General features: G+C 42.9%; 9 protein-coding genes. 5 read left to right on the top strand and 4 right to left on the bottom strand.

From position 1 onward, the window contains the following. Nucleotides 1-163: 163 nt before the first annotated feature. The 4 genes from M2419_RS13845 to M2419_RS13830 are packed head-to-tail and all read right to left on the bottom strand — an operon-like array spanning nucleotide 164 to nucleotide 5,013. Nucleotides 164-1,225, bottom strand: coding sequence for a dihydrodipicolinate synthase family protein (locus M2419_RS13845; protein ID WP_159728829.1), 1,062 nt, complete (start codon nucleotides 1,223-1,225; stop codon nucleotides 164-166). Continuing rightward, nucleotides 1,225-2,247: an NAD(P)-dependent oxidoreductase gene (locus M2419_RS13840; RefSeq protein ID WP_088160970.1), complete on the bottom strand. Its 1,023-nt coding sequence runs from the start codon at nucleotides 2,245-2,247 to the stop codon at nucleotides 1,225-1,227. The genes M2419_RS13845 and M2419_RS13840 overlap by 1 nt, the downstream gene beginning before the upstream one ends. Nucleotides 2,248-2,254: 7 nt before the next feature. Continuing rightward, a complete protein-coding gene (locus M2419_RS13835) occupies nucleotides 2,255-3,487 on the bottom strand; it encodes an Nramp family divalent metal transporter (RefSeq protein ID WP_153848009.1) in 1,233 nt (410 codons plus the stop codon). 5 nt (nucleotides 3,488-3,492) lie between these two features. Continuing rightward, nucleotides 3,493-5,013 carry a PQQ-dependent sugar dehydrogenase gene (locus M2419_RS13830; protein WP_259255262.1) on the bottom strand — a complete coding sequence of 507 codons (1,521 nt, stop codon included), beginning with the start codon at nucleotides 5,011-5,013 and terminating at the stop codon, nucleotides 3,493-3,495. A gap of 376 nt (nucleotides 5,014-5,389) precedes the next feature. Here M2419_RS13830 and M2419_RS13825 point away from each other — a divergent pair, with 376 nt between their 5' ends. The 5 genes from M2419_RS13825 to M2419_RS13805 are packed head-to-tail and all read left to right on the top strand — an operon-like array spanning nucleotide 5,390 to nucleotide 14,494. Beyond that, nucleotides 5,390-8,575 (top strand): TonB-dependent receptor, encoded by a 3,186-nt coding sequence (locus M2419_RS13825; protein ID WP_259255261.1) that lies wholly within the window; start codon nucleotides 5,390-5,392, stop codon nucleotides 8,573-8,575. An 11-nt stretch (nucleotides 8,576-8,586) separates the two neighbouring features. Next, complete coding sequence (locus tag M2419_RS13820) at nucleotides 8,587-10,419, top strand: RagB/SusD family nutrient uptake outer membrane protein (protein WP_153848012.1); 1,833 nt, start codon at nucleotides 8,587-8,589, stop codon at nucleotides 10,417-10,419. A 25-nt stretch (nucleotides 10,420-10,444) separates the two neighbouring features. Next, nucleotides 10,445-10,840 carry a hypothetical protein gene (locus tag M2419_RS13815; protein WP_046676362.1) on the top strand — a complete coding sequence of 132 codons (396 nt, stop codon included), beginning with the start codon at nucleotides 10,445-10,447 and terminating at the stop codon, nucleotides 10,838-10,840. Nucleotides 10,841-10,848: 8 nt separating this feature from the next. After that, nucleotides 10,849-11,841: a DUF4466 family protein gene (locus tag M2419_RS13810; protein WP_153848013.1), complete on the top strand. Its 993-nt coding sequence runs from the start codon at nucleotides 10,849-10,851 to the stop codon at nucleotides 11,839-11,841. A 4-nt stretch (nucleotides 11,842-11,845) separates the two neighbouring features. After that, complete coding sequence (locus M2419_RS13805; RefSeq protein WP_259255260.1) at nucleotides 11,846-14,494, top strand: hypothetical protein; 2,649 nt, start codon at nucleotides 11,846-11,848, stop codon at nucleotides 14,492-14,494. The last annotated feature ends 3 nt before the right edge of the window (nucleotides 14,495-14,497 follow it).

Here is a 14,497-nt window from a genome sequence, read left to right as displayed (position 1 = left end):
TTATAAAAATCAAACATTTCATGTTGGATACTGTTTCTCTTAGTCGGTCATTGATTCGTAAAATATGAATTGGAACAAAAAGAAAGGTCCCATCACGTCGTTAGCTATGACTAGCCCGGGTGATGAGACCTTATAAAAGGAAGCGACTATAAGGAAGCGACTATTAGGATCTCGATTTTAAAAATTCCTTGACAAATTCATCGTCGTTTAAGTCTGGATAGTCTTTATATACACGATCAATTTCTTCTTGCTGTCCGATGGATAGATTTTCGTCGGGGTTTAGACACCAGATGCCTTTCATCAGACCTTGTCTGCGGAGCACCTCATGTAAGCCTGGTATACAGCCATGGAATGCATTTGCTGGGTCAAAAAAAGCTGCATTACTGTCTGTTACAGCAATCGCTTTGCTCAGGAGATGACTCGCATGGAGGTTGTTGGGGTCCTGTTTGTATGTTTTTATTTCCTGAAGGAGTTCAACAGCTTTTGCCGTCCAAACAGCCCAGTGGCCTAATAGTCCGCCTTTAAATTCTATGGCGACATTTTCTCCAGCTACGGGGAAATTATACACGCTCATCAGATCGTTGACAATATTGTCATCATTGCCCGTGTACATAGCAATTTGATCTCGCCGGCTGGAGTTGGCTATAGCACGCATAACGTCTAATGTCTGGTAGCGGTTGAACGACGCACATTTGATAGCGACGACGTTGTCGATTTCGGCAAACTGCTGCCAAAAGGAATAGGAGAAAATACGGCCACCAACGGCGGGTTGAAGATAGAACCCAAAGACAGGAATAATGGCTGCTATTGCTCTGACTCGATCTAATATGGCATTTTCAGTCCAGCTCTGCAGGCCGCCCATACTCAAAAGTCCGATATCATAACCGTATTTAAGTGCAGTCGTTGCCTCCTGTTCAGCTTGTTCTGTGGCACCGCAGATGCCTGCAATTTTGATAAATGGTCGTTGGAGTTCCGCTTTCTCGACTTCTTCGCTAGCCCATCTCAATACGGTTTCAAAAAGGTTGATCTCGGGGTCACGGATTTCAAATTGGGTTGAATGTACAGCTACGGCGATTCCACCGGCTCCACTGGCTATGTAATATTGAGTCAGGAGCCGTTGATGTGCCTCGTCAATGCTGCGGTCCTCATGTAAGGCAAGGGGGTGTGCCGGAATTACCGTCCCTTCCCAAAGCAACTGTTGTAATTTGTTGTCTAAAGTTTTCATTAGAATTTTCCTTTTCGTTCTTGAAAATGCGTGTCCTTATTCCATAGTTCGCCGCCTTGGGTCAACCATTTGGCTGTAATGTCTATCGCTTCGCGTATGGTTGTTTTCGGATAGCCAAATAAACGATGGCATTCGGACGCATTGTTTAGCAAAGCGGTTCCGGCGGGTTCATTTACAAATATCGGCCTTGTGTTGAAATGCTCAGCAAAACGCTCTGCGATCCATCGTGTAGAAAGGATTTCCGGTCCCGTGACATTCAGTATTTTGGCTGGAGACTGACAGTGCAGTAATGATCTTAAGGCAATTTCGTTGGCATCTCCCTGCCAGATGACGTTGACGTTTTCGGTTGTCAAATCTATCGGGAGCTGCCCTTTGACCGATTTGGCAATTTCTACTAGCACACCGTAGCGAAAATCCACCGCATAATTCAATCGGTAGATCAGGGTAGGTGTACCGTTTTTCTTCGAAAAATACTCGAATATACGCTCTCTCCCCAAACAGGATTGCGCGTATTCGCCGACAGGCTCCGGAGTTCTTTCCTCAGAAACGCCGGCATTGCTTATCGGTACAAATGGAAGTACGTTACCCGAAGAAAAAGCAACAATGTTGGAATCTTGAAAATGAGAAGCCACCATTCCGGGAAGATAGGTATTCATCGCCCAGGTAAAATCTTCATTTCCTGTGGTGCCGAATTTATGTCCTGCGAGGTAAATGACATTCGGAACCTGCGGGATCTTTTTGAGTTCTTCCTCATTCAGTAGGTCACAGGCGATTGTCTTTATGCCTAGATCCTCCAGTTCCTGTTGAAGTTCCTTGGTTGAAAAACGCGAAACACCAATGACCTTTTTGTCTATTCCTGCAGCTTGAATAGCCCGCATGGCTAGTTTTGCCATGCTTGGCCCCATTTTTCCGCCAATACCTAGGAAAAGGATATCGCCTTGTATCTTTTTTATATCTTCAATTAGATCTAATGATGGTGCAAGCAGCTGCTGTTCCAATTCCGCTAAATTGTTATGGTCCATGTCTGAATTATTTGATTAAATTATAGAGATTACTAAAAGCAAGAAAAACGAGTAATATAAGTCCGAGTATAGCCCATAATCGCGTTAAGGGGCTGTTTCTGAGCGCGCCCATAATTTCTTTGTCGTTTGCGATCAGAAAGAGGATAATACCAATAAAGGGAACTAAAAAAATGGTGATGCTTTGCGCAAAAACAATAAGCTCCAAGGGAAGATTTCCGAAGATAAGCGCGATGGCAGATCCAAAAATCATGACCAAAGAAATAAACAGTTTCACTTTAGGGTGATTGAGATCGTTGCCGAAGCCAAAGGTGTCGCCCAGTAACGAACCGCCTAATACGGCATTGCCGATCAAGGAGGAAAAGGATGCACCGAAGAGACCGATAAAAAAGAGATGTGAAGCATAGGTTCCCAAAAGCGGTTCCAGTGCACGGCCCATCTCAGCGGCAGAATTTAACTTGATCCCTTGGGGGTGGAGCGTATTTGCGGCACAGACCATAACGGCTGCACTCATGATGCCAAGAATAATAATGCCTATTCGGCTACCGATTATCTGTCGTTCTGTACGCTGTTTGTTGGCCGATAATTTTCTTCTTGATTGAACAAGATAACTTTGATAAAAGGCACCCACAATTGAAAAGCAAGAAGCCGTAAAAGCAATTATTAAGCCCACTGATGAAGGTGGGATGCTGGGAATAAAGCCTAAGAAAAAGTCCTGTGCAGGTGTCTTTATCATAATGGCTGTGGAAAGAAAAGCAAATAACATCAGGATGATAAGTCCAAGCATAAGCTTTTCCAATAGCGCATAAAAAGACTTGAAGAACAACAGTAGGATGCCGATCACATTAAAAACGATGATCCATATTTTGGGGTTTGTGCCTGTCGCTTCTGAAACGGAAATGGAGACACCTGTCGCATTTCCCGATTGAAAGCAGGTTGCAACGAGGAAGATTCCGAGGCCAATGATGATGGACGTTGTTTTACCAAATTTCTGGCGAATTAAAACAAGTAACGATTCGTCTCTCGCGATACCGATACGTGCCGACATATTGGTGAAAACCATCATAAAAAAGATCGCGACGACGACAACCCATAATAGAGAGAAGCCATAATCTGCACCCATTTTTGATGTGATGGTCATTTTGCTGGGCCCGAAAACCAGGGCGGCGGTAATGATGCCGGGACCCAAGATGGATAGCCAACTTTTCAATAAAGAGGGTTTTGGCTCGAGTTTATTTTCCATGAGATTTATCGTAATGAGGTTAAATGCTGTTGGTTGATTTTAGGGGCAGAATTTCCAAAGTGTGTGCGGATATAATTGCTGATTTCAATGACCTCTTCATTTTTCAGGAATGAAAAAGATGGCATTGCACTTTCGTATTTGACGTTGTTTATTGTTTTGTCTTTCAGTCCATGGAGGATAACCTGCAATAGAGGTGCTGGGTCGCCTTTGACAAGAGATGAATTGGCTAATGGGGGAAAGGTATTTGTAAGTCCCTTTCCATCTGCTTTATGACAAGATGCGCAATAGGCTTCATATAATGCCTGACCACTTTTGGCAGGGGAGTTGGCCGTGTTGGCTGCAAGGGGTTTAATCATTGGTGCAGAGGCTTTATCGGTAATACGGAGACGATAGATCACATCGTCATCGGGTTTTGGAAACCCCTTTTGCGGATTCCAGTCACGGTTGCTTGAACAGAAATAAATGTCTCCATTGGGTAAGGTCAATACGGATCTTAGCCGGCCAAGTTGATCTTTGAATAGGATCTTCTCATCGACGATCTGTTGACCATTGGCGGATAATTTTAGGATACGTAAAGACTGATTTTTTAAAGTCGCGAGCAATAGACTATGTTGCCATTCAGGGATAACATTGGAACTGTAATACGCCATACCGGATGGTGCAACGACTGGAGTCCACGATTTAATGGGCTCCTGTCTTGGGGAGTTTTTGGCAATAGCTTTTTCCTTTTCCGTGTCAATCATACCTTCGATCTGCGGCCAGCCATAATTTTTTAGGGGTTGGATCAGGTTAATTTCATCCTCGATTGCATCGCCATGTTCGGACGTGTAAATTAAGCCTTTTGCATCATGGGTAAGTCCCTGCATGTTCCGAAATCCCCATGCATAGACATAGCTGTTTGCAATTGGATTGTCTTTTGGGATGCTCCCATCGAGATTGAGGCGTAAGATTTTGCCATTTAATGAGGTGCTGTCTTGCGCAAAGGTATCACTTGCTGCATCTCCTGTAGCCCAATACACTTTTTTGTCTATCGAAACAATAACTCTGGAACCGTTATGTCCGGTGTTTCCAGGGATCTGTAAAAGCAATTTTGGGTTTGACAACTTTCCTGCCGTATTATAATCGTAACGATATAAGTTGGAGAAAATGAGACTGTCCTTTTTGCTGGTGTAAGAAAGGTAAAGATAGGCCTGTTGCTGTTCGGGTTGATACAGCGCCATTCCCAATAGTCCCAACGTGCGCTGGTGGTAAACGTCGGTGAGGCTGTCCACCAAAGTAACAGCTTTTGTTTTTGTATCCAGTCTTCGTATACTTCCTCCGATTTCAGAAAACAGAATGGCATCGTTGATCCGGTCATATTGTAAATCCCATGGCACATGGAGTTTTGTAGCTTCTTTTGATAGCGATAGTATGCTGTGCTCCAGTTGGATGTTATTTATTGGCTTACTTTCTCTTTCCGTCTCGGAAGAACAGGAGGATAGTAGCGGGATCAGCGATACAAGCCAAATATAGGTTTGTTTTTTCATATAGGATCTACGGTTATTCCTTTGATTTATTTGGTTAGTCAAATGTAGTTGAATAAAAATAAATATACAAAAAATAAGTAAAATTGTATACAAAAATATTTTATCAGCCTAGGCTAAATACGATTTAGTTTATAATTACACAGCTAAAAGAGCGGTGTTGTGGAATTGTCACGAACTTGTTAGCCAGCCTATTTTTGTAAAAAAGTAAAAAAAATATTGAATTGTATACAAAAAATATATATTATTGTATTCACTATGATAGCGATGGAAATACAATTTAGACCATATTAGGGTCGAGCGTTATGTTTCCTGAAAAAATACCAATAAACTAAAGAGCTTATAAATCATTTATTTAACCACTTTAACCTGAGTATTCATGATACTAAAGCAGATTAAAATCCGGGATGTAATAAACAGGAGTTGCCTTTTGGTGGGGCTACCTTTTATTTCGATGGCTGCATTGGCAAATGTACCTTCTTCCCTTAACAATGGAAAGATTCCGATCTCGGATGTTTTAAACCCTTCGTCGGGTTTAGCTAAATTTCAGCAGCAGCTTGTCGGGCAGGTGCTGGACGCCAAAGGGCAGCCACTGTCCGGTGTAGAAGTGCGTAACCTTAAAAATGCAACTGTTACCGTTACGGATCAAGAAGGTCGTTTTAAATTAACGGGTTCCGTTTCAGATCAGATTCAATTTCGGTTAATCGGTTTTAATACAAAAGTGGTGTCGGGGAAAGATGTGCAGGCTTTGGTGCTTGATACGAGCGAAAATGCACTGGATGAGGTTGTTGTGGTGGGGTATGGTAAGCAGAAAAAAGGCAATTTGACCGGTGCTGTGGCCAGTGTCAATTTTGATCAATCGACCTCGAGTCGGGGTCTTTCCAATGCCTCGCAGGCATTGCAAGGTGTTATTCCTGGTTTGGCCGTAAGTCAAAACTCCGGAATGGCCGGAAATAATGCAGCGGATCTTTTGATCCGGGGATTGGGGACGGTCAACAGTGCTGGACCGCTGATCGTGGTCGATGGAATGCCCGATGTCAATATGAACCGTGTGAATGTGAATGATATTGAAAGTGTGACCGTACTAAAAGATGCTTCTTCGGCTGCAGTATACGGTTCCAGAGCGGCCAATGGGGTTGTATTGATTACGACAAAGTCTGGTAAAAGAAACAGTAGGACGGCTATTTCCTTTAGTGCCAACAAATCGCTGGTGAAACCTACCCGCTCTTTTGATTTTGTCAATAATTATGCGAAAGCAATGACGGCTACTCAAAGGGCGCAGGCCTATAATACGGCCGCATCTGCATTCAATTTTAAGAATGGAACCATCGACGAATGGTTGGCTTTAAGTATGATCGACCCGAGATTATATCCAAGTACCGATTGGTGGGATGTTATTCTCCGTAATGGTCAAAGTGGGAATTATAATGTTTCCATTAATGGGGGGACTGAAAATAATAATTACTATTTGTCTGTCGGTATGCTGGATGAGAAGGGGATACAGATCAATAATGATTTTAAACGTTATAATGCTGCATTTAATTTCGAAACCAAAGTAACCAGTACCATCGGTGTCGGAGTGCGGTTTTCTGGTAACTGGTCTGACTATCGTTATAACTACGAAGACGGTATGACTGCCAACTCGACAAGTGGGATGGATTTGTTTACCTCGCCAGCAGGTATATTGCCTTATGATCCTATTACCGGTTTTTATGGCGGAGCAATGTCTTACAATGAAAGTCCGCAGGCCAATAATATTTATGCAGATTACATGACGCGCAACCAAAACCACATGAATCAAAAGCAGGCTTTGGTGAATGGTTATTTAAACTGGAAGCCATTTAAAGGATTTGAGGCTAAAGTGGATTATGCCCTAAATTATGATACGCGTTTTCAATGGAAGGCAGATATGCCTACAAAATTATATAACATCCGGACAGGATTGTCTATCCGGGATCTTGTGCCGACAAATGATGGGATATATAATACAGATCGGAACAATTACAAAACCCAGCTGAACTTCAAATTGAGTTACGATCATAAGTTTGGCACTAACCATGATTTTTCAGCTTTGGCTGTGTATTCGGAAGAATATTGGAATAATCGTGTTTTAGCAGGCAGTCGCTTAGACCGTTTGCATCCTAGTTTACATGAAATCGATGGCGCTTCTGAAGATGTGCAAAATGTGTCGGGATCATCATCGGCAGAAGGTTTGCGTTCTTATATTGGACGATTAAATTATACAGCCTTCGGAAAGTATATGTTTGAAGGGAACTTCCGGGTAGATGGTTCTTCACGTTTCTTGCCGGGCGATCAATATGGTTTTTTCCCGTCTGCGGCAGTGGGATGGCGGATTTCAGACGAGGTATTTATGTCGGCATTTAAGGAAAAGATCAGGATGAGTTCGGCGAAATTTAGAGCTTCTTATGGTTCATTGGGAAATAATAGTGGTGTAGGATTGTATGAGCAGAAGCAATCTTTGGTCTCTAGTCCTTATTATTTGATTGACAATAGTACAGGAACAGGGTCTGTTGTCAAAGGGTTGATCAATAAGAAACTGATCAACTATGACCTTACCTGGGAAAAGACACGTGTGTTTAATTTGGGTTTGGATCTTGGATTCTTTAAAAATAAACTGACTGCGGAGCTGGATTATTACGAAAGAAAGACGATCGGTATGAACAGGCCTTCGGATGTATCTATGCATCTGACGGGTTTATTCACTGCCCCCCGACGTAATATTGGTGATATGATGAATAAAGGGCTTGAAGCAAATGTTACCTGGAATGACCGAAAGGGAGATGTGGGTTACATGCTGAACTTTAATGTTGGGTATAACAAGAACAAGCTGCTGTCTTGGAATGAGCAGTTGCAAAGAGGTTCGGTATTTATTGATATGCCTTATAATTTTATCTATGCTTTCGAATCGTTAGGCATTGCTCAGTCTTGGCAGGATGTCTATAATGCTGTTCCTCAGGGCGCTTCTCCGGGAGATATTTTGTTGAAAGATGTCAATGGTGATGGCAAATTGGACGCGAATGACCGTGTGGCATATCCAGCTTATCAATTGGGTAGACCAAAGGTGAATTACGGATTCAGAGGTTCGGTGGACTATAAAGGTTTTGATTTCTCTTTCCTGTTGCAGGCTGCCACAGGAAGAAAGGAATTTTGGATGAACAAAGCGAATTCGAACTTTTTAGGAACGGCAAATCAGGCTATTACTGAGGACCAGTGGAATAATATGTGGAGCCTGGACAATCGCGATGCTGATTATCCTAAGTTACTTCCAAGTACATTAGGATCAACGAGCCCGAATGCGTATTTGAGCACATTTTGGCTGCAAAATATGTCTTATTTAAGGGTGAAAAATCTGCAGCTTGGCTATACTTTTAAGAAAGAATTACTGATGAAGCTGGGTATCCAGAAGTTACGTGTATTTGGTTCGGTAGATAATTTAGCGGTATTGACGAGCTTTAAAGGCTTAGATCCGGAGAAAAGTACCTATACCAATGATGCCTATCCGATGACGAAGAGTTTTGTGGTTGGACTGAATGTAGACTTATAATATTTGAACTTATGAAATCGATATATAACATATTGTTTATTTCTTCTTTGCTGCTTCTTGGTTTGTCCGCGTGTCGCAAAGATTTGTTGAATCAGAATCCAACAACAACGCCAAGCTCCGAAACGTTCTGGGTGGACGAAAATGACGCGCTTGCTGCGTTAATGGCGAACTATTCCATATTTAGGCCTTGTTTTGATCGCGACTATCATTTTGATGGACATGGAGATTACCTTAAAATGTACAATACTGGTGCGGCGCCTATTTCATTAACGGTCAATAGTCCGATGAATTATGGCTCCGGTGCATCGGCAATGTATAGAGCATTGTATGGATCTATATTCAGTTCTAACTTTGTGATCGAAAATACCAATGCGCGTTTGTTGCCCGTAGCAAAAACTGATGCTGTAAAACAAACCCTGGAAACTATCGTGGCGGAGGCCAAGTTGTTGCGCGCCATTGCATACTTTAGATTGATTTCCCTATGGGGTGATGTGCCTTATTTTTATAAATCGGCGCCAGCTCCCATAGAGGCTGATACGGTGCGGAGAATGCCTATTGGACAGCTGAAAGATTCTATTATGGCCGATTTGAACTATGCAGTGGACAAATTGCCCAACAAGGGGTCTGCAATTGGTCGTGCCGGTAAGCCTGCTGCATTGGCCTTTCGTGGTAAGTTTCAATTGTACTGGGGGTCGTGGAAGAAAAATGGATGGCCTGAATTGGATGGATTTGTACAATCTGCTGCAGAGGCTAAAACGGCATATACTGCGGCCGCTGCGGATTTTAAACGTGTAATCAATGATTTTGGAATCAAAATGTTTAGAAATGGTGATCCAGGTCAATGGGGTGAATTGGGGAAGGCTGATGTGCTCCCAAATTATTACTATATGTTTATACCTTCTACGGGCAACTTGAGCCAAGATGAGGAAATGGTCATGGTGCTTACCCACGGCGGTGTGGGAACAAAACAAAGTGAGGAGTACCAACGTGTATGGACGGGGCCATTGGTGTCTTTAGGACAGAATCAAGCGATTCCGCGCTATGAATTGGCCGACCGTTACCAATCTACCATTACAGGAGATTTCTTACCAAAGATGGTTCAGCTAGATCCGGTTAAAAATCCTGCAGCACGTACTACGGCAAATTCAGCGGTGAACCCTGAGTCGTACCGTAATCGCGATTATCGCATGAAAGCGACTTTGTTGTGGGATTACGAATTGATTATGAGTATGAGCCCTACGGAGACCACAGGTTATATTCCCTTTGTCTACAAAACTTGGGGAGCTGCGGTGACGGTTAACGGCGTCTCCTATAAAACTTCCTTTACCGATAATACCACAAATCTCTCGGGATTGCAATCGCGTAAATTTGTGCGCAATTATGGTGGCGTGGCGCGTAGTGATGGAAATTACAATTGGCCTTTGATGCGCATTGCTGACGTATACCTGATGTATGCTGAAGCAACCAATGAGATCGGTGGTCCACAGGCGGATGCAATTGATTTGGTTAATAAGGTTAGGCGTCGTGGTAACCTACCTGCGCTTGCTGGAGCTAAAACCTCTTCTCGTGATGCATTTTTTGATGCTATAGAGCAGGAAAGAATTGTTGAGTTGTTTGGCGAAGGGCAGCGTGCGTTTGACTTGAGGAGATGGCGTAAACTGGAAACAGTGTTTGGTAAACCTTATGGTGACGGAAAATGGTTCCAGGATAGTTTTGGAAATAATTGGGAACGCTTTTTCTTCAATGAGTCTGAATTGACTTATCAAAAGTGTTATATCTATCAAATTCCGGAAACAGAACGTTCGCGGAATCCGAATTTAACACAAAATATACCTTGGAAATAATATGGTAACACTTGACTGTAATAAAATGAAATATACATTATTTTTAATCGGTATGCTGTTCGTTAGCTTGTCCGGTTGTAAGGATGATTATCCAATGGATGAGGATGGTTTGTTGATCACGACCAGGTCGGAATGTTATGTCAGTAGTTTTGAACTGTTGGGCGCCGATTTTCAGACGGTACGGACAAAAGCTGCGTTGGTGGATACCGTTGAGCAAACCATAAAAGTGGAGGTGCTCTTTGGTACGGATTTGAAAAATCTATACCCACAGTTTTCATTGGTCACCGATGCGGTGTTAGATCCTAAGATTTTAGGAAAACAAGATTTTTCCAATTTGGATACGCCACGTGAATGGACTGTCGTGTCTGGAAATAGAAAGGTTCGTAAGACGTATAAAGTTTATTTGACAGTACAAAAATAAGTAAGCTGATGAAAACAAATTATTTAAAAATAGGGCTGTTGTCCATCGGATTTGGGCTCTTGTTGTTAGGTTCTTGTAAAGAAGAAGCTTATGAAATTCCAACAGCAAAAGATGGTTTGCAAAACGATATTATTAAGCGCTCTTTAGGGCCAAATGTGGTTGGGGCTACCATAGATTTTGCTTATGCTGCGGCGATTTTGCCAGATCAGGGGAAACTTACATCAATTTCTGTAGAAGCCAGTATTGCGGGCGATGAAGGTACCGTGCTTGAAAACAAATCGTACTACACCAGTAGTACAGGTGCAGATGTGGGTGTTGTTGTTGGCGACCCTGCTACAGTAAATGGGAATAACATGGAGGTGAAATTTACAAAAGATACCTCCGCTTCAACGTTGCGTTATAGCTACAAAATACCGGCAGCAGCAAAAGGTAAATCGGTCACTTTTACGTTCAGGGCGAGGTCCAGTAATGGGCAGGAAATTGCCTTGAAGACCGAAGCTTATGCGATTCGTAATATGGATATGGCTTTGGACTTGATCGGGAAAGACGGCGCGGCCTGCTTTTTTTCTGTGGCCGACCTAAAATGGTATACTGCTACCGAAGCGGCAGCAAACCCGGATAAGATTGATTTGGTCTATCTGTACCGGGCATTGCCAACGGTGACTTATGCACATTCTTTGGTTGCTCCCACGGCGGATGCCAGTTATTTGCCGAGCTTCACCTTACCTGTGGGACTGACAAATAAAACGAAGATCGTGAAGGCTTGGACGGTGCGCGATCAACAGTTGGCGCGATTGCAATACAGTGTATTTGTGGACGATGTGGATTTGAAAGATAAATCGTTCGTAGATGCTCCAGATTTTGCGATTAATTTAAAAGCTGAATCAGGAATATGGCTGCAAACGGCTGATGGTAAATACAATGCTTATGTATTTGTCAATAGCGTAAATAATACTACAAAAGAAATGAAGATCAGTGTAAAAAGGTTGCAAGTAAAATAAAGATATGGGTGCAAGGATATGGCTAAAAGTTAAAGGTACTTTTCTGGGGATCGCTTTTATGGCGACCCTTGGAACGTCCTATGGGCAGCAGGCAAAGGTTACTTCGATAAAAGGAAATGGACAGCGCCTGCAGGTGCAGGTGGATGTTCCGACGGCTGGTGTCTATACCTTGGTTTCTGAAGGTGAGGTTACCGATTTGGATAAAATCAAGGCTGTAGATAAAACAGGTATGATGACGCTGTATGCAATGATTGATGTTCGCGCTGCACGATCGACCAAACGGATCGTATTTGACAGCTTTAAAGGTGCGAAGCAAGATCTTGGTAAATTTTATTTTGAGAAAGGGAAGCAGACGGTCGGTATGCAATTGCCAGCTTATTTTAAGATTAAAGCTGTTTCGATCAATGCCTTTGTGCCTCCGGTTGCGCCAGCTGCAGCAGAAAATTATAAACCAAAGATTGTTCCTCCTGCAGGTCACCCGAGGCTATGGGTTAACAAAGAATCATTGCCGGTCGTTAAGGGGCGGTTGGAAGAAGCGGAGCATCTGGAAGCTTGGGGGAAAGTGAAAACACTTGCGCAACAACCTGTTCAATTTATTTTTGATCCGAATAAGGAAATGTTTTACGATGAAAAGCTCGAGCGTGCTATTGAATCAAAAGCGTTTTATTACCTCATGTCCGGTGACGAAAAAATAGGCAGGGAGGCGGTAAGGCTGGCAGATCAATACTTGACAATGTTGGAGTTCGGGAATGTTTCCTATGGTGATATTACACGTGAGTTGGGACGTGCAATTTACACGGGTGCACTGGTGTATGACTGGTGCTACGCAATATTGGATGTACACGTTAAGACCAGTCTGCATAAAAATATGATGCGTCTGGCTCAAGATATGGAAATTGGCTGGCCTCCCTTTTTTGGTATTGAAAGTATTATCAATGGGCATGGGAATGAGGCACAGGTGTCGCGCGATCTGCTGGCAATGAGTATTGCTTTATATGACGAGGATCCTGTACCTTACAAGTATACTTCGTATTCTATTTTGGAAGAATTGGTGCCCATGCGCAAGTTTGAGTATCAGTCTCCGCGCCATAATCAAGGTGTTGATTACGGTGGCTATCGTTTTGGGTGGGAAATGCATGGAGCCTGGTTGTATTATCGCATGCTCGGTTATCCGGTTTTTGACGATAATATCAAGAATATGCCCTATTATTGGCTGTATATGCGCACGCCTGACGGAAAAATGTTACGCGACGGCGATATGTTCAATGTAAAGTACAACAGCAGTGCTGATTTTTATTGGAAAAATCCACAGACCATGCTGCTTTGTTACGCCTATTCAGGCAATCCGGTAATTAAGGCTGAGTTTTTCAAGCAGGGCGGTTTGCCCGACAATCCAATCTTGTTTCTCCTCTTGGATGATCCAAAATTGAAGCCTGATTTTGACCGTGAGAAAATGCCGTTGACGAAAGATTTTGGACCTATTTTAGGGTCTATGGTTGCCCGGACAGGCTGGAGCGAAGAGAACGGAAGTTCCGATGTGGTTGCAGAAATTAAGGGGGGCGGTTATCATTTCGGCAATCATCAGCATGCCGATGCAGGTGCACTGCAGATTTATCATCATGGTATTCAGGTTGGTGATCTTGGTCTGTATCTTTCGTATGGTTCCCCTTATGATTTTAACTTTAATAAGCGGTCGGTTGCACACAGTATGCTGTTGGTGCGTGATCCTGCGGAACCGCTTTTATTCAGGACCAAAACAAACGATGGTGGGACTCGGTTTAGTCAGCGTTTTCCACGCACGGTGGACGAGGTGTTAAATGATTCCTGGTACCATACCGGAGAGATCAGGGCATCCGCATTTGGTAACGATCCCATTCAGCCGGGCTATAGCTATTTCAATATGGATCTAACGGCGGCATATACTGCTAAAGTAAAATCCTATGCAAAAAGTTTCCTGTTCTTGAATTTGAAGAGAAAGGATGTGCCTGCTGTCATTGTCTTATTGGATGAGCTTAAGACTAATGATAAGAAATTCGAACCCTATTGGCAGATCAATACGCTTGAAAAGCCTGTACCAAGTGAAACAGGTTTTGTGTTGACCAGTAAATTTAAAAACGCAGCCGGTTCTACTTATGTTGATTTGCTGAAGCCACAGTTAAAAGAGTGTGCGGTGAAATTGTATTCGGGTGATTCGACTGCTTTTGTTTTTGGTGATCTTTATCAGGTCAAGTCTCCATGGCCAGAGGCTAGGGGAACACGGATTATGATTTCACCCAAGCAGGAAAGTGATCAGGCTAGTTACGCTTCGGTTTTTCAGATGACGGAGAGTGGTTCTTCAAAATTACCGGTGTATTCAGAGGAAAAAGCAAATTATTATTTGATCAGAGTGGCTGATCGTTTACTGGTGGTGGCCAAACCAAATCAATATCTTGATGAGCCCATTGAATTTGTGGTGCCGGGAGATCAACAGTATGAAGTTGTTGTGGTCGGTTTGAAAGATGGTTTCTGGAATATGAAAAGTTCATTAAAAAATAGTAGCTTTAATATAAATGTCCTGAAAGGGAATCATACAACCAGTTGGAAATCTAAAGCCGAAACTATTTATTTGTCGCCGGGAAGACAGTATGGAGCCCAAGAGGGAAAGATTAATTAAAGA

Origin of the sequence: Sphingobacterium sp. BIGb0116, assembly GCF_024808035.1 — a bacterium.
GTDB classification, from domain to species: Bacteria; Bacteroidota; Bacteroidia; order Sphingobacteriales; family Sphingobacteriaceae; genus Sphingobacterium; species Sphingobacterium paramultivorum.
Note: the sequence above shows the minus strand (reverse complement) of the source record. Positions and strands in the feature narration are given on the sequence as shown.

Excerpts from the sequence above, each read along its gene's own strand:
- M2419_RS13840 (WP_088160970.1), bottom strand. The coding sequence starts at position 2,247 with ATGGACCATAACAATTTAGCGGAATTGGAACAGCAGCTGCTTGCACCA.
- M2419_RS13830 (WP_259255262.1), bottom strand. The coding sequence starts at position 5,013 with ATGAAAAAACAAACCTATATTTGGCTTGTATCGCTGATCCCGCTACTA.
- M2419_RS13810 (WP_153848013.1), top strand. The coding sequence starts at position 10,849 with ATGAAAACAAATTATTTAAAAATAGGGCTGTTGTCCATCGGATTTGGG.
- M2419_RS13805 (WP_259255260.1), top strand. The coding sequence starts at position 11,846 with ATGGGTGCAAGGATATGGCTAAAAGTTAAAGGTACTTTTCTGGGGATC.
- M2419_RS13835 (WP_153848009.1), bottom strand. The coding sequence starts at position 3,487 with ATGGAAAATAAACTCGAGCCAAAACCCTCTTTATTGAAAAGTTGGCTA.
- M2419_RS13820 (WP_153848012.1), top strand. The coding sequence starts at position 8,587 with ATGAAATCGATATATAACATATTGTTTATTTCTTCTTTGCTGCTTCTT.
- M2419_RS13825 (WP_259255261.1), top strand. The coding sequence starts at position 5,390 with ATGATACTAAAGCAGATTAAAATCCGGGATGTAATAAACAGGAGTTGC.
- M2419_RS13815 (WP_046676362.1), top strand. The coding sequence starts at position 10,445 with ATGAAATATACATTATTTTTAATCGGTATGCTGTTCGTTAGCTTGTCC.
- M2419_RS13845 (WP_159728829.1), bottom strand. The coding sequence starts at position 1,225 with ATGAAAACTTTAGACAACAAATTACAACAGTTGCTTTGGGAAGGGACG.